A 25,653-nucleotide genomic window follows, 5' to 3' on the forward strand; every position below is an offset into this window, starting at 1 on the left:
AGCTTAACTCCCGGGGTCTGCTAGGGCCGGCGCGGGCGGGGGGGGGGGGGCGGCGCCCCCCCCCCCCCCCACCACCCGTCTGCATGTCCCGGCCTCCTGCGCCGGACGTACGACTTCAGGTGATGCAGCACCGCGAGGACCCGGCGGCTCTACTCCGTGGTGCGCGGCAGCTCCAGCGTGTCGAAGACGGAGCCGAGGTGCTTCTCGAGCGAGCTCGGCGACAGGTGCAGCCGCTGCGTGATGGCGTGCGCCGGCTCCTGCAGGACCGTGTTCCCGGGGGGTCAGCCCGGCAGGCGGATCGCTGTGACAACCTCGCTCGGCAGCGGCGGAAAGAGGTTCTCCAGGGTTCTCCAGGGCGACGGCGATGCCCGCGCCTGGAGCACCCAGGGTGTCCACGAGATCGGCCGCCCAGCCGGCGATACCGTCCGCGGGCTCCTGAGAAGGGCGAGTGGTGCGTGATCCATGAGCGGTCTCCTGGCCGGTGGCACGAGACGCGCGAGGTCCGCCACGCCTCTCCAGGAACGCCAGGGAGCGCGTTGCGGCGCCGGTACGAGGGTCGCCGTCGCGGCCGTTGGGGTCCACCGCACGGGGACACTGCGGTTCCCGCAGGGTGGGGACGAGAGCCGGGCAGCGGATCGGCCCCGGAGCCGGGCAGGTACGTGCGCCGCGTGGCTCCGGCGGTCGGGCGGGGCGCCGGGCGGGGCGCATTCCGGCAGGGGCGCGTCCGCGCCGGCTGGACCGCTGTGACTGGTCTCGTACAGGTTCGTCGTCCATACTGCCCGCCGTGGAGCAGCGCATAGATTCGAACACGAAGCCCGAGTTCGCCGCGGGAACAGACCCGGCGTACATCCCCGGCCTGACGGCCCCTGCCCCCGCGCGGACGGAGGGGGATGCGGAGAAGGAGCCGGAGGAGTCCGACGTGCTCGAGGAGGTCGACGGCGAGGACGATTCCACGGCTGTCGCCGACGAGGCGGAGACGCCGCAGGACGCGGAGCCGAAGCCTGACAGCCGGGGAAAGGCGGGGGAGCCCGCCGAGTCCTCGGACAAGGCGACGTCCGCGGACGAGGCGGAACCGTCGGACGAGGCGGACGGTCCGGTCTTCGAGGTCAGCGACCGGCGCGGATCCATCAGGGTGGCCCGCGAGGGTGTCCGGTTCCGGCTGGACGACCAGGAGGCGGAGTTCGACTGGGCGGAGATCGGCGCGGTCGAGGTCAAGACCGGCCGCTTCGGACGCCGGTTCACCGTCACGGTCCACCTGTCCAGCCGCCGGTGGTTCAACGCCGAGGTCGAGGCCGGAGCCAGGAGCAGCCTCAAGGAGTGGACGGCGGAACTCGACGCCGTCCTGGACGCCTACTTCGAAGAGGCCTGACCGCTTCCTTCGGCCGTGCGCCGGACCGTGCGCCGGGTGGAACACCCGCCCGCCGCACGGTCCGTCGGCATGCCGGTCAGGCTCCGGCGGCCCAGTAGAGGACCACCGACCGGGTCAGGTGGCGGGGAAGGTCGGGGTCGAGGAAGCAGTCCAGTATCCCTTCGGGCAACACGCACGCGAGCGGTGGACCAAGGACCAGTGGTCCAACTGTTTTCGGCCATGCTCAGTGGGTAGTCGGCTCAATCGGGTTCCGTTGCAACCGGCTGGGTATCTGCCGCGCGGTGCGAGGTTGAAGGGTGAAATTCCGGGGAAAGGCCGGAAAATCCTCCGTGTATCAGGGGTCGGGCGACCCCGGACGGTCACCACGGTGAGATGTGCGTCCGGGTGGAGGGGCGATTTTGCGTCATTGAGCTCCCCAGTTGGCCGAGTTCGAACACGCGGCCGGATCCCTGTCGGCATAATCGCCCCATGTCGATCACGGGTGGGGACGTCGCCGACCTCGGCAGGGGCCTGTATGCCTGGCTGCCGCCGAAGCGGGGCTGGGGGCTGGCCAACTGCGGCCTTCTTGTGTCGCCGCGCGGAGCGCTCTGGATCGATACCCCGTACGACCCCGTGCTGGGCGGACAGTTCCTGGCGGAGAGCGAGAAGCGGCTGCCCGACGGGGTGACCATCGACCGCGTGATCGTCACGCACGCCAACGGGGACCACTTCTGGGGCGCCGGAGTGCTCCCGGACGCCGAGATCATCGCGACGCGCGAGGCGCGGGAGCACATCCACTACGAGCCCACCCCCAAGCAGCAGCACGCACTCGTGGCCGGCAGCGATCCGGGCACACCCCTCGGCGCCTACCTCGGCCGCCACTTCGGCGGCTTCGACTGGTCGGCCACCGAACCGGTGCAGCCGACCACGTACTTCACCGGCGAGCTCGAACTGACCCTGGGGGAGTACCCGGTCCAGCTGACGGCCCTGCCGCCCGCCCACACCACCGGTGACCTGATCGTCCATCTGCCCGCGCAGCGCGCCGTGTTCAGCGGCGACATCATCTTCTCCTCCACCGCGCAGCAGCCGGGCGACCACCCGATCCACTGGGCCGGCCCCCTGAGCAATGTGATCGCGGCCTGCGAACAGGTACTGGCCACGGGCGCCGAGGTGATCGTGCCCGGCCACGGGCCGGTGCTCGATCCGGCCGGCGTGCGCGAGCACATCGGCTACCTCTCGTACGTACGCGAACGCGCCCACGCCTTCCACGCGGCGGGAGTGCCCGCGATCGAGGCCGCACGCCGTGTGATCGGTGAGGGCCGCTACCCCGCACTGGGCCTGGCCGAGCGGCTGGTGGTGACCATCGGAAGCGAGTACCGGCACCTGGACGGCTCCGAACTCCCCGGCGTACTGCAGGTGATGTCCGATGTGGCGACGCTCGCGCACGAGACCGGGCGGGGACCGTCCGGCGGCGAGCCGGAGTGACCGCGGGCCGGAGCGACAGCCTGGAGTCCCGCCGCCCCACGGGGTTCGGCCCCAGCCCGACAAGAGAGACACGGTGACGCTGTGGTGGCTTGGATCGTGGCGCTGATCGCCGTCATCACGGCGATGGCAGCCGTCGTGCGGGCCCATCAGGCCGGCCTCGCCGCGTACGGGGCCTCCGCGCGCGCCGAACTGGCCGACCGTCAGGCGCGGGCGGCAGAGGCCCGCACGCTGGCCCTCACCGAGGAGATACGCCAGCTGGCCGAGAAACGGATACCCGCCGCGGCGACCGCCCTCTCCCACCCGACCGCACCGGTTCCCGGACTGCGGGAGGCCGCCGGGATCGAGGGCGACGCCGCGCGCCTGCTGACCGAGACCGTCCAGGCCGCGCGCGACGCGGTCATGGAGGAGCGGGGGCGCGTCGACGCCGCCGCCCGGTCGGCCATGCGCGGTACGTCCGCCAAGATCCAGTCGCTGCTCAACCAGTCGCAGCACCTGCTGCAGGAGCTCCAGCACGAGTACGACGATCCGCGGATCCTGCAGCTCGACTTCCGCAACGAACTGGCGCTGCGCCGCACCCAGGCCACCGCCGTGCTCTGCGACGCCTGGCCGGGCCTCGCCCGGCAGAACTCCTCGCTCGTCGAGGTCGTGCTCGGAGCCCAGTCCCGGGTCCCGGGATACGAGCGGATCAAGGTCGCCAACCATCTGCGCCAGGAGCGGCTCGCACTGGTCGCCCGGGCAGCCGAGCCCTACGCGATCGCCCTCGCCGAACTGCTGGCCAACGCGACGGCGTACTCCCACCCGGACACCGAAGTACCCGTGACGGTCCAGCAGACGGCGGGGCGCGGTGCCCTGGTCCTCGTCGACGACGCCGGGATCGGCATGGACGAGGACGCGCTGAAGCGGGCCCGCGCGCTGCTGGCCGGGCCCTCGGAAGTACTGCTGACCGAGCTCGGGGATCCTCCGCAGACCGGGTTCGCCGTGGTCGGGCGGCTCGTCGCGCGGTACGGCTTCAGCTGCCACATCGAGTCGTCGCCGTACGGGGGCATGCGCACGATGCTGCGTATTCCGGCGCATCTGCTGACCGTGATCGACGACGACCGCACCCTGTCCGTGCTCGCTCCGAAGCCGGTGCAGACGCGTGCGGTCGCGGCCGGTGCGGGTGCCGGTCACACGGCCGGCAGCGCGGACCCCGGCTCGGCCGACGAGGAGGCCGGTACGGAGGACGGTTCCGCAACCCCCGTCATCCCCGCGGCCTCACCGGACGAGCACCCCTCCGCACTGCCCAGCCGGCGCCGTAGGAACCGCCGGGCGGCCGCCCCGGACGCCGCCACGGCCGTGCCGGGCGCGGCGGCGGACGAGCCCGTGCTCCGTACGCCCGAACAGGCAGGAGCGTCCTGGACCGCCCTCCAGCAGGGCACCGTCAGCGGCAGGAACGCTCCGGCCGGCGCAGAGCCCCCCGCCGCCCCGGCGCCCTCAACAGGTACGGCAGTATCCACAGCCCCGGCGGCCTCGGCCGCCCCGCCCCCCTCCGCAGGGCCGGCCTCCTCACCACTCTCAGCATCCTCATCGGACGACCAAGGAGACGACGAGACGTGAGCACCACTCCCACCACCGGTGATCTCGCCTGGGTGCTGACCCCGCTGCTGGAACTGCCCGGTGTGCAGCACGCCGTGGTCGCCACCGGCGACGGGCTCGTCGAGGGCGCGTCGCCCGGTCTGGACCGTGCGTCCGCCGAGCGGGTCGCCGCGATGACAGCCACTCTGCACGCCTCCGCCCGTGCCTTCACGACCGCCTTCACCGAGGCGGAGTCCCCACGCCTCGCGCAGACGGTCGTGGAGTCCGAACTGGGCTTCGCCATCGTCGTACCCGCGGGCAGGAACACCACCCTTGCCCTGTTCGCGGCCCCCGACGCGCACCTGGGCAACATCGCGTACCAGATGCAGGTCCAGGTAACCGCGCTGACCCGGGCGATGCACGCCCCCACCCGCCTGCCGGACGCTGCCACCCGGCCATGACCCCCGGCCCAGGACGCCGCCTGATTCCCGCATATCTGGTCACCGGTGGCCGTTCCGCGCCCACCGGTCCCGCGCTCGACCGGCTCGCCGTGCTCGTCCGTACGGATGAGGATCTGCCGCCGGGCTCGGGTTCCGAGCAGCGCCGACTGTGTGAACTCCTGGAGCCGGGAGCCCTCACCGTCGTCGAGTGCGCCGCACATCTGGAACTCCCGGTCAGCGCCACCGTCTTCCTGGCCACGGATCTCGTGGCCGCCGGACATCTGCACGCTCGACCACCGATCCCCAGTGCCGGTGAGATCGACCGGTCGCTCGTCGAGAGGCTGCTCGTTGGACTCCGTTCCCTCCACTGACCGGGGCGGCATCGGCTATCTGCCGAATGCCGCCGAGACCCTGATGAAGCTCGTCGTCACAGGTCCGTTCGGCGTGGGCAAGACGACCCTGATCCGTACCCTGTCGGAGATTCCGACCCTGCACACGGAAGAGGTGATGACGCAGTCCAGCACCGGACTCGACGACACCGCCGGGCTTCCCGACAAGACCACGACCACGGTCGCCATCGACTTCGGCCGGCTGACCGTCCAGGACGATCTGGTGCTCTACATGTTCGGCACGCCGGGCCAGGAGCGCTTCATCCCGCTCTGGGAGGACATCGCGCGCGGTGCCCTCGGCGCCCTCGTGATGGTCGACACCCGCCGCCTCGAGGACTCGTTCGCCGTCATGGACATGGTGGAGGAGCAGGGGCTGCCGTACGCCGTGGCCGTGAACCGCTTCCCCGACGCCCCCGCCCACACCGACGAGGTCCTGCGCAAGCACCTCGACCTCGCCCCGGGCACCCCGCTCATACAGTGCGACGCCCGTGAACGACGCGGCAGCATCAACGCCCTGATCTCCCTCGCCGAGCATGCGCTGACCTGCCTGCCCAAGTCCCAGGACCCGTCATGACCGCGTACACACCGGGCACCGTGCCCGCAGCCCGCACCTCTCCCTACGAGCCGCTCGAGCTCTACGGGCCGGGATTCGCGGCCGATCCGCACGGCCACTACCGCGAACTGCGCGCCCAGGGGCCGCTGGCCCGGGTCCGTATCGCTCCCGGTATCGACGCACTCCTGGTCACGGACTACCAGGCCGCCGTCGACCTGCTGCGCGACACCGACACCTTCACCAAGGACCCGCGCACCTGGCAGGCGGGCGTGCCGGCCGACTCGCCGGTCCTGCCCGTGCTCGGTTACCGGCCCACCGCGCTCTTCACCGACGGCGCCGTCCACGCCCGGTATCGCGACGCCATCAACGACACCCTCGCGCTGATCGAGCCGCATCTGCTGAGGACGGAGGTCGCCCGGGTCGCCCAGCAGCTCATCGGCGCCTTCTCGGCAACCGGCAGCGCCGATCTCATCGCCCAGTACGCCAGGCTCCTCCCCCTGCACGTCTTCACCGCCGCCTTCGGAGTACCGCCGGAGGCCAGCGAGCGGATCGTCCGCGGCATTGCCGGAATGATGGACTCCGCCGAGGGTGCGGCAGCGGCGTACGCCGACCTCGTCGGCGTCGTGACCGGCCTCGTCGCCGACCGGCGTGCGCGGCCGGGACGTGACCTGACCACGTATCTGCTCGCGCATCCCGCAGCACTGGACGACGACGAGGCCGTGCGGCAGATCACACTGATCATGAGCGCCGGGCACGATCCGACGACCAATCTGATCGGCAACGCACTGCTTCACATGCTCAGCGGCACCGGACACACGGGATCCCTGCACGGTGGCGCGACGACCGCACACGAAGCGATCGACGAAGTGCTTTGGCGGGACCCGCCGATGGCGAATCTCGGGGCCCACTACCCCCGGCACGACACCGAGTTCCACGGCGTACCGCTCCGCGCGGGGCAACTGCTCCTGGTCTCCTTCGCAGCCGCCAACACGCAGTCGCTGCCCGGCCTTTCGGATCCCACGGTGCGTTCCGGAACCGGTGCCCATCTCGCCTGGTCGGCGGGTCCGCACCGATGCCCGGCGAAACAGCCGGCGCTGCTGATGGCGATGAGCGCGATCGAACAGCTCACCAGCCAGCTCTGCGACCTCGAACTGTCCTGCGACGCGGCGGAGCTGATCTGGCGCCCCGGGCCCTTCCATCGTGCGCCTGCCCGCATTCCGGTCCGTTTCACCCCTCTCGACACCCTCCCCGAAGCGGACACCCGTACCGTCCATGACGGTGTCGATCACGCCGCGACCCGTGTCGGTGGTACGCCGAACGGGTGAGGGGCGAGAGAATTGCCCGATGAACAGCGAGCGCAGCCGGCGCACAGCCAACCGGCTTACGGACGGGGTGGTTCTGTGAGCAGGTACGACAGGTACGACAGATACGACGCCACCGACGAACAGTGGGAAGGGCTCGCCCAGGTCGTACCGCTGAGGGGGCGCAACGAATGGCCCTCCCGCGTCGACCACCGCACGGTCCCCGACGAACGGGATTCGGCCGAACAGCGCCGGCTCGTCGTGCTGAGGGTCCAGGTCTTCGCGGACGCGCGCGAGGTGGCCGAGTACCTGGTGGCCCAGATTCCGGTGCTGCTCGATCTGACGGGCGCCGAGACCGACGTGGCCAAGCGGATCCTGGACTTCAGCAGCGGTGTGGTCTTCGGACTGGGCAGCGGGATGCACCGCGTCGACCGCAATGTCTTTCTGCTCGCGCCGGTCGGCATGGAGGTCGAGGGGGTCACGGCGGCGGGCGTACCCCAATCGTAGGAAGGTCGTGCGGGCGGAACGGTTCGCCGGCCGACGGCGTGCGTACGGTCCGCTCATGACTGTGATCACCACGGGGGCCACGCCGACGCGCACCGGTGCCCAGGCCCGTCCCGCCCGCCCCTTCGTCAGCGAACTGAGGCTTTCGGCCTTCGCCTCGTACCGCCGTGCGGCGATTCCCCTCGGCCCGTTCACCCTCCTGGCCGGGGCGAGCGGCAGCGGGAAGACGACCGCCCTTCGCGCGTACGAGGCGCTGGCCCGGCTCGCTTCCGGCGACCCGCTGGAAGCGGTCTTCCCGGACCCCGGGGCCTGGGTACCCGAACGGGCCGGGGCGGATGCGCAGGGGCGGCGGGGGTTCAGGCTCGGCTGCACCGTGGAGGGCCCGGCCGGTCCGGTGGGACTGGATCTCGCCGTCCAGGCCGAGCCCACCCTCCGCATCGTCGGCGAACGGCTCGCGGACGGCGGGGAGACGCTGCTGACCACGGCCCTGCGGGATCCGAGGCGCTCCGCCGTCCAGGCGGCCTGGCACACCGCAGGCACGGTCCCCGTGACGCGGGCCCCGTTCCCCGACGACCGGCTCGGTACGGCGCTGTTGCCGCTGCGGGTCGCGGGAACCACCCAGGGGCAGTTACGGGTGCTGGCGGCCGCCGAGCAGGTGGTGGTGGCGTTGCGGTCGGCCTTCGCCTGCGATCCGCAGCCGCAGCGGATGCGTGCGGCGGTACCGGTCGGGGAAGGGCGACTGAGGACCGCGTGCGACAACCTCGCCGACGTACTGAACCGCACACACGACCAGTGCGCCCGGCGGCACGCCCGGCTGGTCGCCATCGCGGACGCCGGGTGCGCGGGACCCGTGACGGGACTGACCGTAGAACAGCTCGCGGGCGGAGCCGTACAGGCCAGGGCGGGTCGCGGGGCCGGTTACAGCACGCCCCTGCGCCGTCTCGGCGACGGCGAGCTCAGGTATCTGGCGTTCGCCCTCGTGCTGCTGACCGGCCCTCATGCACTGGTGGTGGACCCGGCCACGGAGGTGCCGCCGGCGATGCAGGGGCTCACGGTCCTGGCCGACGGGCTCGACCGGAGCCTGGACGCGCGGCAGACGCGTGAGCTGCTGGCGCTGGCGTCCTCGATCTGCGCGGACGGACACATCCGGCTGCTGGGCACCGTCACCGAGGCGACCGGGGCACTGGCCCGCGGGACGGCGGGTGTGACAGTGGTAGACCTGGCACCGTGACGGAATTCGATGTAGCTCAACTGCAGCGGCGGCTGGCCGACTTCGCGGCGGCACGGGCCTGGGAGCAGTACCACACCCCGAAGAACCTGGCGGTCGCGCTGAGCGTCGAGGCATCCGAACTCCTCGAGATCTTCCAGTGGCTGACACCGGAGCAGTCGGCGCGGGTGATGGAGGACCCCGGTACGGCGCACAGGGTCGCGGACGAGGTCGCCGACGTACTCGCGTATCTGCTGCAGTTCTGCGAAGTGCTCGGTATCGACGTGCTGGCGGCGCTGGCGGCCAAGATCGACCGGAACGAGGTGCGCTTCCCTGCGCCGGAACCCACTGAACTTCACGATCGTCACTCTTCGGAGTGATCGACTTCTCCACAATCGACTTCCTGTCCACAGATTTCCGATTTCCTCTGGCTTTCCGGTGCCGCTGACCTCACTGTGGGTAATGAAAGAGGTGAGCGGGTTTTCGCGACGACGGGGGAATCACATGGAAGCGGAGCGGCTTATCGAAGCCGGACGACGAGCTCTCGCGGCGAGCCGGGGGACCCCGGCCATCATGGCGGAGGCCTGGCAGGCGCAGGCCCTCGCCCGGACGGTCGGCGGACAGCTGGTGCGATGCGGACCGGCGGAGTTACGGACCGACGCGCGCGGGCTCAGCGAGATCGGCGGCCGGGGCGCCGCAGTGCTCGACCACCCGATGATGCCGGTCGGCGCCGCACGGGCGGCACAGCTCTCCGAAGTGGCTGATGTGCCCAGAACGTTGGGCGCACTCGGGCTGCTCCTCGGCGATGTGGGCATCGCGCTCGTCGGCGTTGCCTGCGATACGGAGGAGGACGGGCTCTACTGGCAGTGCATCGAGGCGATAGATGCCGTCGACGAGTCGATCGACAGGGTGTACGGGATGCTCAGACGGCTCGCCGAACAGGAGCGGGAACAGGAGCAGAGCCGGGAGCGTGACGGTCCGTACGGAGTGATCCGTGGGCCGGCAGGCTTCGTGGCCGGGCAGTCATGAGCCCCGCCCGAAGGTGCAGGATGGAGGCATGGATCTTCGAATCTTCACCGAGCCCCAGCAAGGGGCCGACTACGACACCCTGCTGACTGTCGCCAAGGCCGCCGAAGACCTCGGCTTCGACGCCTTCTACCGCTCGGACCACTATCTCCGCATGGGCTCCGGGGACGGACTGCCGGGACCGACCGACGCCTGGATCACCCTGGCCGGTCTGGCCCGCGAAACCAAGCGGATCCGGCTCGGCACGCTGATGACGGCGGGCACCTTCCGGCTGCCCGGAGTGCTGGCCATCCAGGTGGCCCAGGTCGATCAGATGTCCGGCGGCCGGGTCGAGCTGGGCCTGGGTGCGGGCTGGTTCGAGGCGGAGCACAAGGCGTACGGCATTCCGTTCCCGAAGGAGAAGTTCGGCCGCCTGGAGGAGCAGCTGGCGATCATCACCGGCCTGTGGGAGACCGAGGTCGGCAAGACCTTCACCTACGACGGCACGTACTACCAGCTCACCGACTCACCGGCGCTTCCCAAGCCGGCCCAGTCCAAGGTGCCTGTCCTGATCGGCGGACACGGTGCGGTCCGCACCCCGCGGCTGGCCGCACAGTACGCGGACGAGTTCAACATCCCCTTCGCATCGCTCGAGGACAGTGAGAAGCAGTTCGGCCGCGTCCGGGAGGCGGCCAAGGCGGCCGGCCGCGCCCCGGAGGACCTGGTGTACTCCAACGCCCTGGTGGTCTGCGCCGGGAAGAACGACGCGGAAGTGGCCCGGCGGGCTTCCGCGATCGGCAGGGACGTCGAGGACCTCAAGGCGAACGGCCTGGCGGGCTCACCCGGCGAGGTGGTCGACAAGATCGGCCAGTACGCCGCGATCGGAGCGTCCCGGATCTACCTGCAGATCCTCGACCTGAACGACCTGGAACACCTGGAACTGATCTCGTCGCAGGTCCAGGCCCAACTGAGCTGACGGCAAGGAGCAGCTGTGCAATCCGCCCGGACTCCTCACGAGCCGACCGGCCGCACCCTCGGCGACGCGCTCGCCGAAGGCACCGTCCTGCTGGACGGAGGGCTCTCCAACCAACTGGGGGCGCAGGGGTGCGATCTGTCCGACGCGCTGTGGTCGGCCCGGCTCCTGGCCGATGCGCCCCAGCAGATCGAAGCGGCCCACGCGGCCTATGCGCGGGCGGGGGCGCAGGTACTCATCACGGCCAGCTACCAGGCGACGTTCGAAGGGTTCGAGCGGCGCGGGATCGGGCGGGACCGGGCCGCGGAGCTGATGGCCGGCAGCGTGGAGCTGGCACGCCGGGCCGGGGCGGGGACCGGGCGGGAGTTCTGGGTCGCGGCCTCCGTCGGACCGTACGGGGCGATGCTCGCGGACGGCAGCGAGTACCGCGGCCGGTACGGGCTGAGCGTCCGCGCCCTGGAGCGCTTCCACCGCCCCAGGGCGGAGACACTGGCTGCGGCGGGCCCCGATGTGCTGGCCCTGGAGACGGTGCCGGACCTCGACGAGGCCGAGGCGCTGCTGCGGGCGGTTCAGGACACCGCCGTCCCTGTCTGGCTCTCCTACAGCGTGGCGGGTGACCGGACCAGGGCGGGCCAGCCGCTCGACGAGGCCTTCGGGATCGCTGCGGGCAACGACCAGGTGATGGCCGTCGGGGTCAACTGCTGCGACCCGGCGGACGCGGAGCGTGCGGTGGAGGTGGCGGCGGCCGTCACCGGGAAGCCCGTCGTCGTCTACCCGAACAGTGGCGAGGTGTGGGACGCCGTGGGCCGGAGATGGACCGGGGAAGGCTCCTTCGACCCCGGGCGGGTGCGGGACTGGCAGCGGGCCGGGGCCCGGCTCATCGGGGGCTGCTGCCGGGTCGGCCCGTCCGAGATCGCAGAGCTGGCCGCTCTGCCAGGGCGGACCGGAAGTGAAAATGCCTGGTAGGAGGTGGGGTGCAGGGCCATACTCGGACGGGTGTTCCTGACTATCAGCACGACCGGCACCCTTGAGCGTCCCGCCACCGATCTCGGCTTTCTGCTGCACAAGCATCCCGAGAAGGCGCAGACGTTCTCCACCTCGCACGGCACCGCGCATGTCTTCTACTCCGAGGCATCCGCGGAGCGCTGCACGGCCGCGCTCCTGCTGGAGGTGGATCCGGTGGCGCTGGTGCGGCGCGGCAAGGGCAAGGGCAGGGGCGGCGCCCCCGATGCGGCGCTCGCGCAGTATGTCAACGACCGGCCGTACGCCGCCTCGTCCCTCCTCTCCGTCGCGATGACGACGGTCTTCAAGTCCGCGCTGAACGGGGTGTGCCGCGCCATGCCCGAGCGGGTCCAGGAGCCCCTGCCGCTGCGTATCGAGGTGCCCGCCCTGCCGGCCCGCGGCGGTGTCGACCTGGTGGAGAAGCTTTTCGGGCCGCTCGGCTGGAGGAGTGTGGACGCCGTAGCCGTACCGCTGGACGAGAAGTTCCCCGAGTGGGGCGACTCGCGCTACGTACGGCTCGTACTGGAGGGGGAGTTGCGGCTCGCCGACGCGCTGCGCCAGCTCTATGTGCTGTTGCCGGTGCTCGACGACGCCAAGCACTACTGGGTCGCGCCCGACGAAGTGGACAAGCTGCTGCGGGCGGGCGAGGGCTGGCTGGCCGATCACCCCGAGCAGCGGCTCATCACCAGCCGCTACCTCTCCCGCCGCTGGGGTCTGACCCGGCAGGCGATGGAACGGCTCGAACTGGTGCGGCTCGCCGAGTCCGACGACCTGCAGGTGGAGAGCGTCGACAACGCCGTGGACGAGACCACCGACACCGAGGAGAAGCCGGTGCCGCTCGCCGAGCAGCGCCGTGCGGCGATCCTGGAGGCGCTGCGCGCCGCCGGGGCGAACCGGGTGCTGGACCTGGGCTGTGGGCAGGGTCAGTTGGTGCAGGCGCTGCTCAAGGACGCGCGGTTCACGGAGATCGTCGGGGTCGACGTGTCGATGCGGGCCCTGACGATCGCCTCGCGCAGGCTGAAGCTGGACCGGATGGGGGAGCGACAGGCCGGCCGGGTCACGCTCCGGCAGGGCGCACTCACGTACACCGACAAGCAGCTCAAGGGGTACGACGCCGCGGTGCTCAGTGAGGTGATCGAGCACCTCGACCTGCCGCGGCTGCCCGCGCTGGAGTACGCGGTGTTCGGTTCGGCGCGGCCGCACACGGTGCTCGTGACCACGCCGAACGTCGAGTACAACGTCCGCTGGGAAACGCTCCCGGCCGGACACGTGCGCCACGGCGACCACCGTTTCGAATGGACCAGGGAGGAGTTCCGCTCCTGGGCGCGGCAGGTGTGCGAGCGGCACGGCTACGGGGTCGCGTTCGTACCCGTGGGGCCGGACGATCCCGACGTGGGTCCGCCCACCCAGATGGCCGTGTTCACGATGTCCACGGAGAAGGCCGCGAGCGCCGAGAAGGCCGCTGCGGAGACCGACCGGATGACCGAAGAGAAGACGAAGGAGGCGAAGGCCGCATGACCAGTACCTCTCGCACGCTGCCGGTGACCGACCTCTCCCTCGTCGTGCTCATCGGCGCCAGCGGATCGGGCAAGTCCACCTTCGCCCGCAAGCACTTCAAACCCACCGAGATCGTCTCCTCGGACTTCTGCCGCGGCCTCGTCGCCGACGACGAGAACGACCAGAGCGCGAGCCGCGACGCCTTCGACGTCCTGCACTACATCGCGGGCAAGCGCCTCGCCGCCGGCAGGCTCACCGTCGTCGACGCCACCAACGTGCAGTCCGAGAGCCGCAAGCAGCTCGTGCAGCTGGCCAGGGAGCACGACGTGCTGCCCATCGCCGTCGTGCTCGACCTGCCCGAGGAGGTCTGCCTCGCGCGCAACGCGAAGCGGCCCGACCGCGCGGACATGCCCCGCCATGTCGTCCAGCGCCACCGGCGCGAGCTGCGCCGTTCGTTGCGCGGACTCGAGCGCGAGGGCTTCCGCAAGGTGCACGTCCTGCGCACCGAGGAGGAGGCCGACAGCGCCGAAGTCGTCCTGGAGCGCCGCTACAACGACCTCCGCCACCTCACCGGCCCCTTCGACATCATCGGTGACATCCACGGCTGCAGCTCCGAGCTGGAGTCCCTGCTCGACAAGCTCGGATACACCGACGGTGCGCACCCCGACGGGCGCACCGCCGTGTTCGTCGGCGACCTCGTCGACCGCGGGCCGGACAGCCCCGGTGTGCTGCGCCGCGTCATGTCCATGGTGTCGGCGGGCAACGCCCTGTGTGTCCCGGGCAACCACGAGAACAAGCTGGGCCGGTATCTCAAGGGGCGGCAGGTCCAGGTCAGATACGGCCTCGCCGAGACCATCGAGCAGCTGGAGCGGGAGGACGCCAGGGACCCGGAGTTCCGGGAGCAGGTGAAGGAGTTCATCGACGGGCTCGTCAGCCACTACGTCCTGGACGGCGGCAAGCTGGTCGTCTGCCACGCGGGCCTGCCCGAGAAGTACCACGGGCGCACCTCGGGGCGGGTCCGTTCGCACGCGCTGTACGGGGACACGACCGGCGAGACCGACGAATTCGGCCTGCCCGTGCGCTACCCGTGGGCGGAGGACTACCGCGGGCGCGCGGCGGTGGTCTACGGCCACACCCCGGTGCCCACCACCTCCTGGGTCAACAACACCCTCTGCCTGGACACCGGAGCGGTCTTCGGGGGGAAGATGACCGCGCTGCGCTGGCCGGAGCGCGACATCGTCGACGTACCGGCCGAGCAGGTCTGGTACGAGCCCGTGAAGCCGCTGACCACCGAGGCTCCCGGGGGCCGTGAGGGGCGCCCGCTCGACCTCGCCGACGTGCAGGGCCGCCGCATCGTGGAGACCCGCCACATGGGCCGGATCGCGGTGCGCGAGGAGAACGCGGCGGCGGCCCTCGAGGTGATGAGCCGGTTCGCCGTCGACCCGAGGCTGCTGGCCTACCTCCCGCCGACCATGGCCCCGACCGCGACCTCCCAGGAGGAGGGCTTCCTGGAGCATCCGGCCGAGGCCTTCGCCCAGTACGGGGCGGACGGCGTCACCAAGGTCGTCTGCGAGGAGAAGCACATGGGCTCGCGTGCGGTGGCGCTGGTCTGCCGCGACGAGGGCGCGGCCCGTGAGCGCTTCGGTGCCGAGGGCCCCACCGGGGCGCTGCACACCCGAACCGGCCGGCCGTTCCTGGACGACGTGGCGCTCACCGAAGTGATCCTCGGCAGGCTCCGCACGGCCGTCACCGCCGCCGGACTCTGGGAGGAGTGGGACACGGACTGGGTGCTGCTGGACGCCGAGCTGATGCCCTGGTCCTTCAAGGCTGCCGGGCTGCTGCGCTCGCAGTACGCGGCGGTGGGCGCCGCGTCGGGTGCGGTCCTTCCCGTGGCGGGCGATGCCCTGGCCGCGGCGGCTGCCCGCGGTGTGGACGTCGGGGCTCTCGCCGGACGCCAGCAGGAGCGTGCCGAAGACGCTGCGGCCTTCACCGAGGCCTACCGCCGCTACTGCTGGAGCACGGAGGGACTCGACGGGGTCCGCCTGGCGCCGTTCCAGATCCTTGCCGTGCAGGGCCGCTCACTCGCCTCCGTACCGCACGACGAGCAGCTGGCCTGGCTGGACCGCATGGTGGAGCACGACCCGACCGGGCTGCTCCAGGTCACCCGGCGCCTGGTCGTCGACACCGGGGACGAGGACTCCGTGCGCTCCGGCATCGACTGGTGGCTGGAGATGACCGGGCGCGGCGGTGAGGGCATGGTCGTCAAGCCGCTCGGCGCTCTCGTCAGGGACGCGAAGGGCAGGCTGGTCCAGCCGGGCATCAAGGTGCGCGGCCGGGAGTACCTGCGGATCATCTACGGACCCGAGTACACGCGTCCGGAGAATCTGGACCGGCTGCGTTCGCGGTTCCTCGGCCACAAGCGGTCGCTGGCCCTGCGGGAGTACGCCCTCGGCCTGGAGGCCCTGGACAGGCTGGCCGACGGAGAGCCCCTGTGGAGGATCCACGAAGCGGTCTTCGCGGTACTGGCCCTGGAGTCCGAGCCGGTCGACCCCCGGCTCTGAAGGCAGCCCGGAGGTGTTCTAGGCGTGGCCTCTCCCACCGGACACCGGTGCGGAGAGGCCGCCGTGCCTCACAGCGCGGACGGCTCCCCGGCGTTTCGGGTGCCCGGGGGAAGGTCCAGCAGGAGGCGTTCGGAGGGGTGCAGCAGCCGGCCGAGGAACAGGCCGATACCTGCGCCCCCCACCGCGTAGTCGTCGGAGACGCGGTCCAGCCACCTGCCGGGCCGGACGATATCTTCGCAATGCCCGCCATGCCTTTGAAGAGCCCGGGAATCGCCGTGCACTTGACGTACGAGTCGTCCGCGATCCGGTGAGCCACGCTCAAGTAGTTCCGGCCGCCGACGTGTTCGCCGACCGGTGGAAGTCGCCGCGTTCGTCTCCCTTGTTCGTACCCTTGCCGCCGCTGCGGGGGCCGTCCTGCCCGCGCTCGCACCCGCGAACTGAAGCGTCTCCCGCTCCGTCCGCTCCATGTCCCGGGCGAGGGGCCGGGGTAGCGGAGAGGGCGGGAAAACAGTGGGCGGTTCGCAGGGTGAACGGTGCTCCGCGTGGTGAGGATGAAGACATGGGATTCCATGTCGATTCCGAGGCCGGGCGGCTGCGCCGCGTCATCCTGCACCGCCCCGATCTGGAGCTGAAGCGGCTCACCCCCAGCAACAAGGACGCGCTCCTGTTCGACGACGTGCTGTGGGTGCGCCGTGCCAGGGAGGAGCACGACGGCTTCGCCGATGTCCTGCGCGACCGCGGTGTGGAGGTCCACCTGTTCGGTGACCTGCTCCGTGAATCCCTGGACATCCCGGTGGCGCGGCGGCTCGTGCTCGACCGGGTGTTCGAGGAGAAGGAGTACGGGCCGCTCGCCACCGAGCATCTGCGTGCTGTCTTCGAGGAGCTGCCGGCCGCCGAACTGACCGAGGCGCTGGTCGGCGGGATGACGAAGCGGGAGTTCCTGGAGCGGCACGCCGAGCCGACGTCGGTCCGCTTCCATGTGATGGACCTGGACGACTTCCTCCTCAACCCGCTGCCCAACCACCTCTTCACCCGCGACACCTCGGCATGGATCTACGACGGCGTGTCCATCAACGCGATGCGCTGGCCGGCCAGGCAGCGCGAGACCGTGCACTTCGAGGCCATCTACCGGCACCATCCGCTGTTCACCGGGCCGGAAGCGGGCGTCTTCCACCACTGGTCCGAGGGGCAGCACGACTACCCGTCCACCATCGAGGGCGGCGACGTCCTCGTGATCGGCCGGGGTGCCGTCCTCATCGGGATGAGCGAGCGCACCACTCCGCAGGCTGTGGAGATGCTCGCCAGGGGTCTCTTCGACGCCGGGTCGGCCCGGACGATCGTGGCGCTCGACATGCCCAAGCGCCGCGCGTTCATGCACCTGGACACGGTGATGACGATGATCGACGGGGACACGTTCACGCAGTACGCCGGGCTGGGGATGCTCCGTTCCTACACGATCGAGCCGGGCAGCGGCCCCCGGGAGCTGAAGGTCACCGACCACCCGCCCGAGCACATGCACCGGGCCGTCGCCGCCGCGCTGGGCCTGGATGCGATCCGGGTCCTCACCGCGACCCAGGACGTCCACGCGGCCGAGCGTGAGCAGTGGGACGACGGCTGCAACGTGCTGGCAGTGGAACCCGGGGTCGTCGTCGCGTACGAGCGCAACGCCACCACCAACACCTTTTTGCGCAAGGAGGGCATCGAGGTCATCGAGATCCGCGGCAGTGAGCTGGGTCGGGGCAGAGGCGGTCCGCGCTGTATGAGCTGCCCGGTGGTGCGCGACCCGGTGTGAGCGTGGGCTGTCCGTGCGGGTGGGCTCCCCGGTGGCGCGTGACGCAGGCTTCCACGGGCGGCCGGGCGCCCCACCACCTCTGTATAGCAATGCGGAGTCTCGTATAGACTTCCAGGGTCACTGTATGCGTGTCCTCAGCCCGACCCAGGAGCAGTCACCATGGCCATAGACCTCGCAGGCCGCCACTTCATCAAGGAGCTGGATTTCACGGCCGAGGAGTTCCGCGGCCTGATCGCCCTGGCTGCCGAGCTCAAGGCCGCCAAGAAGGCGGGCGAGGAGGTGCAGCGACTGCGTGGGAAGAACATCGCGCTGATCTTCGAGAAGACCTCGACCCGCACGCGGTGCGCCTTCGAGGTGGCCGCTGCCGACCAGGGTGCCTCCACGACGTACCTCGATCCCTCCGGCTCCCAGATGGGCCACAAGGAGTCGGTCATGGACACCGCTCGCGTGCTCGGCCGGATGTTCGACGGCATCGAGTACCGCGGTGACAGCCAGGAGTCGGTCGAGCAGCTGGCGGCATACAGCGGCGTCCCCGTCTTCAACGGCCTCACCGACGACTGGCACCCCACCCAGATGCTCGCCGACATCCTCACGATGACCGAGCACAGCGAGAAGCCGCTGGAGCGGCTGGGCTTCGCCTACCTCGGTGACGCCCGCTTCAACATGGGCAACTCCTACCTGATCACCGGTGCCCTGCTCGGTATGGACGTCCGGATCGTCGCACCCGAGGCCTACTGGCCGGCCCAGGAGATCGTGGCGCAGGCCCACAAGCTCGCGGAGTCCAGCGGCGCGCGCATCACCCTCACCGAGGACATCGCCGAAGGCGTCCGCGGCACCGACTTCGTCGCCACAGACGTCTGGGTCTCCATGGGGGAACCCAAGGAGGTCTGGGACGAGCGGATCGCCGCGCTCGCCCCCTACGCCGTGACCATGGACGTCCTGCGCGCCAGCGGCAACGACGGCGTCAAGTTTCTGCACTGCCTCCCCGCCTACCACGACCTCGGTACGAAAGTGGCCCGGGAAATCCACGAGCGCCACGGCCTCACCGAGCTGGAGGTCACCGACGAGGTCTTCGAGTCCGGGCACTCCGTCGTCTTCGACGAGGCCGAGAACCGGATGCACACGATCAAGGCCGTCCTCGTGGCCACCATGGCAGGCCAGGGGCAGTACGCATGAGCATGCGCCCGATTGGGTGAACATGCGTGGTGGCGCCTACGATGGTGCGACTTGGTGGGGTTCGGGCTCGCACGCTCGAACCCCATTTCTGTGCGCTCGGTGCGAGGCCTCCCCACGGGTTCCTCGGCTGTCCCGCCCACGGCCCCCAGGTCCTCCCCGCAGCTTTCCGCGGGCGCCCCACCACCCCCACGCTCCACCAGAGAAGAGAACGTCCCCCCATGAGTTCCGTCCCCTCCCCCCGGACACCGGTGAGCCCGCCGGTGAGCCGGTCGCGCGTCAAGAGCCCCGACCTGCTGGTCGCCGAGTCCGGTGCCGACCTGGAGGGCCACGGTCTCCGGCGCACCATGGGGCTGTTCCAGCTGGTGTGCTTCGGAGTCGGCGCGATCGTCGGCACGGGGATCTTCGTAGGCCTGTCCGACAGCGTCGCCGAAGGGGGCCCCGCGGTCGTGGTCTCCTTCGTCCTCGCCGCGGTCACCTGCATCTTCACCGCCTTCTCCTTCGCCGAGCTCGGCGGTGCCATCCCGGTCTCCGGCAGTTCGTACTCGTTCGCCTACGCCACGCTCGGCGAGCGCGTCGCGTTCCTCGTGGGCTGGTGCCTGCTGCTGGAGTACGGCGTCTCGGTCTCCGCGGTCGCGGTCGGCTGGAGCCAGTACGTCAACGAGCTGCTGGACAGCATCTTCGGCTGGGAACTGCCGGCCGCCCTGTCCTCGGGACCCGCGGACGGGGGAGTGATCAACCTGCCCGCGGTCGTCGTGATCATGATGGCCGCCACTCTGCTGGTGCGCGGCATCCGGGAGAGCGCGGGGGCCACGGCTGCGATGGCGGTCCTCAAGATCGGCATCCTGATCGCGTTCTGCGTGATCGCTTTCACCGCGTTCGAGGACGGAAACCTCTCCCCGTTCGCTCCCGAGGGCGTGGCCGGGGTCACCGCCGGTGCGTCGCTGGCGTTCTTCTCGTACATCGGGTTCGACGCCATCACCACTGCGGGCGAGGAGGTCAAGAACCCCCGGCGGAACATCCCGATCGCGATCATGATCTGTATCGGCCTCGTCACGCTGCTCTACTGCGCGGTCGCCCTCGGGGCCATCGGCGCGCTGGGCGCGGACGCGGTGTCCGACAAGCCGGCCGCGCTCTCGCTGGTCGTCGACCAGGTCACCGACTCCGCGGTCGGCGGCGGGATCATCGCCTTCGGCGCGGTCGTCGCGATCGCGTCCGTCGTGCTCGCGGTGATGTACGGGCAGACCCGGATCCTGATGTCGATGTCCCGCGACGGCCTGATCCCCCGGGTCTTCGAGCGGGTCTCGCCCCGGACGCACACGCCGGTGGCCAACACGTGGATCGTGGCGCTCCTCTTCGCGATCCCGGCGGCCTTCTCGTCGCTCGACGTCGTGGTGAACCTGACGACCATCGGCACCCTCGCGATCATGGCGGTGGTGAACATCGCGGTGATCGCGCTGCGCCGCCGCAATCCGGAGCTGAGGCGCTCCTTCCGGGTGCCGCTCTACCCGCTCAGCCCGGTCCTGGGCGTCGCCTTCTGCCTGTACCTGATGTACGGGACGGGCTGGTCGACCTGGGTGCAGTTCGTGGTCTTCCTGGTGGTCGGTTCGCTCGTGTACGCCGGCTACGGCCGCAGCCGGTCCCGGCTGGTCAACCCCGGGGGCCGGGCGGCGGCACCGACGGAAGGGTGAACCAGACGGCCTTGCCGTGCTCGGTGGCGCGATGACCGCAGGCGGAGCTGAGGGTGCGGATCAGGACCAGTCCGCGGCCGTGCTCCTGCCAGGGGTCCGGCTCGCTGCCGGGCGCGGGGCGTGACAGGTCTCCGGGCGGGCCGGGGTCGTGGTCGTGCACCTCGACCTGGCAGCCGGTCGCCATGAGCTCCACGACCAGTTCGATGGGCCCCGCGCCGTCGGTGTGCTCGACGGCGTTGGCGACCAGTTCGGCCGTGAGGAGCTCGGCCGTGTCGCTGTCCGCCGGTGCGTCGATGTCCGCCAGCGCCGTACGGATGAGGGCGCGGGCGATCGGCACGGCGGCCGTGGAGTGCGGCAGTGCGACGCGCCAGGAGGTGGGCACGGGGGCGGGGGCGTCGGGCGGCAAGGCGGGTTTCCGTTCGGGAGCGGGACATCCTGCACCGGGCTTCCCTGCCGAGCTGTGCCGGAGGGTCGTACCGGACGTCTGTACGGAGAGTTCTGTACGCGACTTCGGTACCGAAGGTTCTGAACCGAAGTTCTGTACGCAGGCTCTGTACAGAAGTTCTGCACCGAAAGTTCTGTACCAGGACTTCCTGGGTCCAACCTTACGAACTGCACCGCCTCAGACATAGGGGCGGTCGACCGGCACAAAAGGGACCTTCGCCACACCGGCGCGATGGATCAGTTATTGCGTACTCATGACGGAAGTCACGTATGAGTGATAACTTCGAAGCGGATCACAGCAGCCCGACGGCTGAAGGGGACCCCGTCCATGAGCCCGTTCACCGGCTCCGTCCCGCGCACGGAGCGATGGGAACATCTGCGCCTGACGAGGCACGACGGGGTGGCGACCGTCACCCTCGCCCGGCCCGAGAAGCTCAACGCGCTCACCTTCGGCGCCTATGCCGACCTGCGCGACCTCCTTGCCGAGCTCTCCCGTGAACGCTCCGTGCGCGCGCTCGTGCTCGCAGGTGAGGGGCGCGGATTCTGCTCCGGCGGAGATGTCGACGAGATCATCGGCGCCACGCTCGCCATGGACACCGCACAGCTGCTCGACTTCAACCGGATGACCGGACAGGTCGTACGCGCCCTGCGGGAGTGCCCCTTCCCGGTCATCGCCGCCGTGCACGGGGTCGCCGCCGGGGCCGGGGCGGTCATCGCGCTCGCCGCCGACTTCCGGGTCGCGGACCCCTCCGCCCGCTTCGCCTTCCTTTTCACCAAGGTCGGTCTCTCCGGCGGCGACATGGGGGCCGCCTACCTCTTGCCGCGCGTCGTCGGCCTCGGTCATGCCACCCGGCTCCTGATGCTCGGCGAACCCGTGCGCGCCCCCGAGGCCGAGCGCATCGGAATGATCAGCGAGATGGCCGAGGAGGGCGGGGCCGACACACGGGCCGCACAGCTCGCCCGCCGGCTGGCCGACGGCCCCGCACTCGCTCTCGCCCAGACCAAGGCCCTCCTCACCGCCGAGCTCGACATGCCGCTCGCGGCCTCCGTCGAACTGGACGCCGCCACCCAGGCGCTTCTCATGAACGGCTCGGACTACGCAGAGTTCCACGCCGCCTTCACCGAGAAGCGGCCGCCGAAGTGGCAGGGCCGGTAGCGCGATGCCCTCCTCCGCTGCGGACACTCCGCGCACCGGACGGATCGCGGTCATCGGCGGCGGCCCCGGCGGGCTCTACGCCGCGGCCCTCCTCAAGCGGCTCGACCCCCGGCGCGAGATCACCGTCTGGGAGCGCAACGCACCCGACGACACGTTCGGTTTCGGCGTGGTCCTCTCCGACGAGACGCTCGGCGGCATCGAGCACGCCGACCCCGTCGTGTACGCGGCGCTGCGGGACGAGTTCGTCCGCTGGGACACCATCGACGTCGTCCACCGGGGCACCACCCAGACCTCGGACGGCCACGGCTTCGCCGCGCTGGGCCGCCGGCGCCTCCTGCAGATCCTGCACGAGCGCTGCGCATCCCTGGGGGTACGACTCCGCTTCGGGGCCGAGGCCCCGCCCGCCGCCGAGCTCGCCGCCCACCACGACCTGGTGATCGCCGCGGACGGCGTCCACAGCGCCACCCGCGAGGCCCACGCCGCCCACTTCGGCCCGCGGACCGCCACCCACCGCAACCGCTACATCTGGCTCGCCGCCGACTTCGCGTTCGGCGCCTTCCGCTTCGAGATCGCCGAGACCGAGTACGGCGTGATACAGCTGCACGCCTACCCCTTCTCGCCCGACGCCTCCACCGTCATCGTCGAGATGCGCGAGGAGGTCTGGCGGGCGGCCGGTCTCGACACCTGTGATGCCACCGAGTCGACCGAACGCTGCGCCAAGGTCTTCGCCGAGGCCCTCGGCGGCCGGCCGCTGCGCTCCAACAACTCCTCCTGGCTCACCTTCGCCACCGTCACCAACTCCCACTGGGCGCACGGAAACACGGTCCTCATCGGCGACGCCGCCCACACCGCCCACTTCTCCATCGGATCGGGCACCAAACTCGCCGTCGAGGACGCCCTCGCGCTGGCCGCCTGCATCGAGGAACAGCCCGACCTGCCCACCGCCCTCGCCGCGTACGAGGCCGAGCGGCGTCCGGTCGTCCTGTCCACCCAGCGCGCCGCGGCGGCGAGCCTGCGCTGGTTCGAGGAACTCCCGCTGTACGTGGACCAGCCGCCCCGCCGGTTCGCCTTCAACCTCCTCACCCGCAGCCGCCGCGTCACCCACGGCAATCTGCGGCTGCGCGACTCCGACTTCACCGGAGCCGTCGAGGCGGAGTTCGGCTGTCCGCCGGGAACCCCGCCGATGTTCACCCCGCTGCGGCTGCGCGGCCTCGAACTCCGCAACCGCGTCGTCGTCTCGCCCATGGACATGTACTCCGCCGTGGACGGGATGCCCGGCGACTTCCACCTCGTCCACCTGGGAGCCCGCGCGCTCGGCGGCGCCGGACTCACCATGACCGAGATGGTGTGCGTGAGCCCCGAAGGCCGCATCACGCCCGGCTGCACCGGCCTGTGGACCGACGAACAGGCCACCGCCTGGAGCAGGATCACCCGTTTCGTCCACGACTCCTCCCCAGGCGCCGCGATCGGCGTCCAGCTCGGGCACTCCGGCCGCAAGGGCTCCACGAAACTGATGTGGGACGGCATCGACCAGCCACTGGACGAAGGCAACTGGCCGGTGAGCGCCGCCTCCCCGATCCCGTACGTGCCGGGCGTCAGCCGGCTCCCGCACGCCCTGGACCGGGCCGGGCTCGACACCGTCCGCACCCAGTTCACCGATGCCGCCCGGCGGGCCGCCCGCTGCGGGTTCGACCTCCTCGAACTGCACTGCGCGCACGGCTATCTGCTCTCCGGATTCCTCTCCCCGCTCACCAACCGGCGCACCGACGCCTGCGGCGGGCGGCTGGAGAACCGCCTCCGCTTCCCCCTGGAGGTCTTCGACGCGGTGCGCGAGGTGTGGCCCGAGGACCGGCCCATGACCGTCCGGATCTCCGCCACCGACTGGGCCGAAGGCGGTACGAGCCCCGGGGACGCCCTCGGGATCGCCCGCGCCTTCGCCGCACACGGTGCCGACGCCATCGACGTCTCCACCGGCCAGGTCGTCCCGGACGAACGCCCCGAGTACGGCCGCTCCTACCAGACCCCCTACGCCGACCGGATCCGCAACACCCTGGACGTTCCTGTCATCGCGGTGGGCGCCATCTCCTCCTGGGACGACGTCAATTCGCTGCTCCTCGCGGGCCGCGCCGACCTCTGCGCCCTGGCCCGCCCGCATCTGTACGACCCGCACTGGACCCTGCACGCCGCCGCCGAACAGGGCTACGAGGGGCCGGGCGCCCCCTGGCCCCTCCCGTACCGTGCGGGCAGCCGCATCCCGCCGACGGGCCGCACCGACGCACCCAAGCCCCGGCTCACCCTGGGCTGAGCGTCAGACACTCGTGGCAGCGGCACGGGGTGGGGTGGGGCTCTCCCTCCCACCGGGTGCGGCGTCCTTCGGCCGCCAGCCGTTCGAGCCGGGCGGCGACCTCTTCCGCTTCCGCCCGGCCGCCCCAGACCCTGCCCACGCTGCTCCCGGCGTCTCGCCGGAGTACCTCCGGACTGCGGATCAACGAGGCCCGGAAGGTGTGCAGGTGGCGCGTCGCCATGTCGAGGGTGATGAAGGTGCCGGTGTGCCGCCCGCGCCCGACGGTGGTCAGGTGCTCGTGCTCGCCGGGACGAGAGCCGATCACGTGCACCTTCGAGCCGCCCCGGTACGACTTGGTGCCCGGCCGCAACTCCTGACCGCCCACCCCGTACCGCCGCCAGCGCACCACATTCGCGGCGATCATCCAGACCGGTTCCAGCTCCGGCGGCGCCTCGTGGTCGTCGTTCGTCACTTCGGCTCCGCGGTGACCAGCAGCCGGTCGGCGAGGGCCTCGTAGCCGATGCGCCGGTACACCCCGTTGCTCGTCGGATTCGCGAGGTCCGTGAAGAGCAGCACCTCCTCGGCGCCCGCCTCCCGTGCCGCCCGGCTCACCTCCGCCGTCACCGCCGCCGCGTACCCCCGGCCGCGGTGTTCCGGCGGTGTGTAGACCGTCGCCACCCGCACCGTGCCGGCGATCATGCGCGAGACGCCCGCCATCGACACCGGGACACCCTCGTTCTCCCAGACGGTCAGCCCGCCGTGCGAAGTCCGGTCGTCCACGATCCGTTCGGCCCGGGCGCCCGACTGCCCCGTCTCCTCGCCGAAGGCCCGGAACCAGTCGATGAGCAGCGTGCGGTCGGCACAGGTCGCGGTACGCGGGCTTCCGGCGGGCGCGGGGGAGGGCGGAACCAACTCGCCCAGACGGTACAGCCGGTGCTCCTCGTCGATACGGTGGCCGGGCCAGCGGGAGGCCAGCGCCTCGGCGGTGGCGCGGTCCGCGTTGATGCCGGGCAGCGGGAGCGCCTCGGCCAGCGGACCGATCGCGTCCGGAGCCACCGTGCCCAGGATCGGCACGTACGGCGGCGTCCGTACGAACGTCCCGGCGACCTCTCCGTCCGCCCCGCGCCACCACCCCAGCAGCGGGGTGCCCTCGCCGTAGGCGTGCGGACCGCTGTGCCGCAGGGTCGCGGTGACGGTCAGCACCAGGGTGTTCTCCGCCGGCCGGGCGGCCAGCGACGCGCCTGCCGCGTCCAGGAAGACGTCGACGTCATCAGTGAGGGTCCAGGTCATGCCT

At 71.0% G+C, this 25,653-nt stretch carries 23 protein-coding genes; 20 read left to right on the forward strand and 3 right to left on the reverse strand.

Translation table 11 applies throughout. The annotated features are described in order from the left end of the window. Positions 1 to 784: 784 nt before the first annotated feature. The 18 genes from ABZS61_RS31620 (at position 785) to ABZS61_RS31705 (ending at position 20,475) form a co-directional block, all read left to right on the forward strand. Positions 785 to 1,369 (forward strand): hypothetical protein, encoded by a 585-nt coding sequence (locus ABZS61_RS31620; RefSeq protein ID WP_356428886.1) that lies wholly within the window; start codon positions 785 to 787, stop codon positions 1,367 to 1,369. Between the two features lie 468 nt (positions 1,370 to 1,837). Next, positions 1,838 to 2,833, forward strand: a complete 996-nt coding sequence (locus ABZS61_RS31625; RefSeq protein ID WP_356428888.1) for an MBL fold metallo-hydrolase — start codon at positions 1,838 to 1,840, stop codon at positions 2,831 to 2,833. Between the two features lie 81 nt (positions 2,834 to 2,914). Continuing rightward, positions 2,915 to 4,429, forward strand: a complete 1,515-nt coding sequence (locus ABZS61_RS31630) for an ATP-binding protein (protein ID WP_356428891.1) — start codon at positions 2,915 to 2,917, stop codon at positions 4,427 to 4,429. Next, entirely contained in the window at positions 4,426 to 4,848 is a 423-nt protein-coding gene (locus ABZS61_RS31635; protein WP_356428894.1) for a roadblock/LC7 domain-containing protein, read from the forward strand. The genes ABZS61_RS31630 and ABZS61_RS31635 overlap by 4 nt, the downstream gene beginning before the upstream one ends. Further along, positions 4,845 to 5,198, forward strand: a complete 354-nt coding sequence (locus ABZS61_RS31640) for a DUF742 domain-containing protein (RefSeq protein ID WP_356428897.1) — start codon at positions 4,845 to 4,847, stop codon at positions 5,196 to 5,198. The genes ABZS61_RS31635 and ABZS61_RS31640 overlap by 4 nt, the downstream gene beginning before the upstream one ends. Beyond that, positions 5,176 to 5,790 (forward strand): ATP/GTP-binding protein, encoded by a 615-nt coding sequence (locus ABZS61_RS31645; RefSeq protein WP_356428900.1) that lies wholly within the window; start codon positions 5,176 to 5,178, stop codon positions 5,788 to 5,790. The genes ABZS61_RS31640 and ABZS61_RS31645 overlap by 23 nt, the downstream gene beginning before the upstream one ends. After that, entirely contained in the window at positions 5,787 to 7,094 is a 1,308-nt protein-coding gene (locus ABZS61_RS31650) for a cytochrome P450 (RefSeq protein ID WP_356428903.1), read from the forward strand. Before ABZS61_RS31645 ends, ABZS61_RS31650 begins: the two co-directional genes overlap by 4 nt. A 75-nt stretch (positions 7,095 to 7,169) precedes the next feature. Next, a complete protein-coding gene (locus tag ABZS61_RS31655; protein WP_351167616.1) occupies positions 7,170 to 7,577 on the forward strand; it encodes a cell division protein SepF in 408 nt (135 codons plus the stop codon). A 55-nt stretch (positions 7,578 to 7,632) separates the two neighbouring features. Then, positions 7,633 to 8,805 carry an ATP-binding protein gene (locus tag ABZS61_RS31660; RefSeq protein ID WP_356428907.1) on the forward strand — a complete coding sequence of 391 codons (1,173 nt, stop codon included), beginning with the start codon at positions 7,633 to 7,635 and terminating at the stop codon, positions 8,803 to 8,805. Continuing rightward, positions 8,802 to 9,161: a nucleotide pyrophosphohydrolase gene (locus ABZS61_RS31665; protein WP_356428910.1), complete on the forward strand. Its 360-nt coding sequence runs from the start codon at positions 8,802 to 8,804 to the stop codon at positions 9,159 to 9,161. Before ABZS61_RS31660 ends, ABZS61_RS31665 begins: the two co-directional genes overlap by 4 nt. A 124-nt stretch (positions 9,162 to 9,285) precedes the next feature. Next, complete coding sequence (locus ABZS61_RS31670; protein WP_356428913.1) at positions 9,286 to 9,810, forward strand: DUF6099 family protein; 525 nt, start codon at positions 9,286 to 9,288, stop codon at positions 9,808 to 9,810. Between the two features lie 28 nt (positions 9,811 to 9,838). Then, positions 9,839 to 10,762 (forward strand): LLM class F420-dependent oxidoreductase, encoded by a 924-nt coding sequence (locus ABZS61_RS31675; protein ID WP_356428916.1) that lies wholly within the window; start codon positions 9,839 to 9,841, stop codon positions 10,760 to 10,762. A 15-nt stretch (positions 10,763 to 10,777) separates the two neighbouring features. Beyond that, positions 10,778 to 11,725 carry a homocysteine S-methyltransferase gene (mmuM, locus tag ABZS61_RS31680; protein ID WP_356428919.1) on the forward strand — a complete coding sequence of 316 codons (948 nt, stop codon included), beginning with the start codon at positions 10,778 to 10,780 and terminating at the stop codon, positions 11,723 to 11,725. 30 nt (positions 11,726 to 11,755) lie between these two features. Continuing rightward, positions 11,756 to 13,279 carry a 3' terminal RNA ribose 2'-O-methyltransferase Hen1 gene (locus ABZS61_RS31685; protein ID WP_356428922.1) on the forward strand — a complete coding sequence of 508 codons (1,524 nt, stop codon included), beginning with the start codon at positions 11,756 to 11,758 and terminating at the stop codon, positions 13,277 to 13,279. Beyond that, complete coding sequence (locus ABZS61_RS31690) at positions 13,276 to 15,819, forward strand: polynucleotide kinase-phosphatase (RefSeq protein ID WP_356428925.1); 2,544 nt, start codon at positions 13,276 to 13,278, stop codon at positions 15,817 to 15,819. The genes ABZS61_RS31685 and ABZS61_RS31690 overlap by 4 nt, the downstream gene beginning before the upstream one ends. A 559-nt stretch (positions 15,820 to 16,378) precedes the next feature. Further along, positions 16,379 to 17,611, forward strand: a complete 1,233-nt coding sequence (locus tag ABZS61_RS31695) for an arginine deiminase (RefSeq protein ID WP_356428928.1) — start codon at positions 16,379 to 16,381, stop codon at positions 17,609 to 17,611. Positions 17,612 to 17,770: 159 nt separating this feature from the next. Continuing rightward, positions 17,771 to 18,787 (forward strand): ornithine carbamoyltransferase, encoded by a 1,017-nt coding sequence (gene argF / locus ABZS61_RS31700; protein ID WP_356428931.1) that lies wholly within the window; start codon positions 17,771 to 17,773, stop codon positions 18,785 to 18,787. Between the two features lie 218 nt (positions 18,788 to 19,005). Further along, positions 19,006 to 20,475 carry an amino acid permease gene (locus ABZS61_RS31705; RefSeq protein WP_356428935.1) on the forward strand — a complete coding sequence of 490 codons (1,470 nt, stop codon included), beginning with the start codon at positions 19,006 to 19,008 and terminating at the stop codon, positions 20,473 to 20,475. Here ABZS61_RS31705 and ABZS61_RS31710 read toward each other — a convergent pair. Beyond that, positions 20,435 to 20,881 carry an ATP-binding protein gene (locus tag ABZS61_RS31710; RefSeq protein ID WP_356428938.1) on the reverse strand — a complete coding sequence of 149 codons (447 nt, stop codon included), beginning with the start codon at positions 20,879 to 20,881 and terminating at the stop codon, positions 20,435 to 20,437. The two genes, ABZS61_RS31705 and ABZS61_RS31710, sit on opposite strands and share 41 nt — an antisense overlap. Positions 20,882 to 21,247: 366 nt before the next feature. On the opposite strand from ABZS61_RS31710, the gene ABZS61_RS31715 reads away from it, so the two are divergent. Both ABZS61_RS31715 and ABZS61_RS31720 read left to right on the forward strand, forming a co-directional pair. Beyond that, the gene (locus ABZS61_RS31715; protein WP_356428941.1) at positions 21,248 to 22,075 is read left to right on the forward strand and encodes an enoyl-CoA hydratase family protein; all 828 of its coding nucleotides are present in this window, start codon (positions 21,248 to 21,250) and stop codon (positions 22,073 to 22,075) included. Positions 22,076 to 22,079: 4 nt separating this feature from the next. Beyond that, positions 22,080 to 24,380 carry a bifunctional salicylyl-CoA 5-hydroxylase/oxidoreductase gene (locus tag ABZS61_RS31720; RefSeq protein WP_356428944.1) on the forward strand — a complete coding sequence of 767 codons (2,301 nt, stop codon included), beginning with the start codon at positions 22,080 to 22,082 and terminating at the stop codon, positions 24,378 to 24,380. Here ABZS61_RS31720 and ABZS61_RS31725 read toward each other — a convergent pair. Both ABZS61_RS31725 and ABZS61_RS31730 read right to left on the reverse strand, forming a co-directional pair. Further along, the gene (locus ABZS61_RS31725; RefSeq protein WP_356429065.1) at positions 24,367 to 24,783 is read right to left on the reverse strand and encodes a hypothetical protein; all 417 of its coding nucleotides are present in this window, start codon (positions 24,781 to 24,783) and stop codon (positions 24,367 to 24,369) included. The genes ABZS61_RS31720 and ABZS61_RS31725 overlap by 14 nt on opposite strands. Before the next feature lie 44 nt (positions 24,784 to 24,827). Then, the gene (locus ABZS61_RS31730; protein WP_356428947.1) at positions 24,828 to 25,649 is read right to left on the reverse strand and encodes a GNAT family N-acetyltransferase; all 822 of its coding nucleotides are present in this window, start codon (positions 25,647 to 25,649) and stop codon (positions 24,828 to 24,830) included. Positions 25,650 to 25,653: the final 4 nt, after the last annotated feature.

Origin of the sequence: Streptomyces sp. NPDC005566 (assembly GCF_040605575.1) — a bacterium.
Lineage (GTDB): Bacteria > Actinomycetota > Actinomycetes > Streptomycetales > Streptomycetaceae > Streptomyces.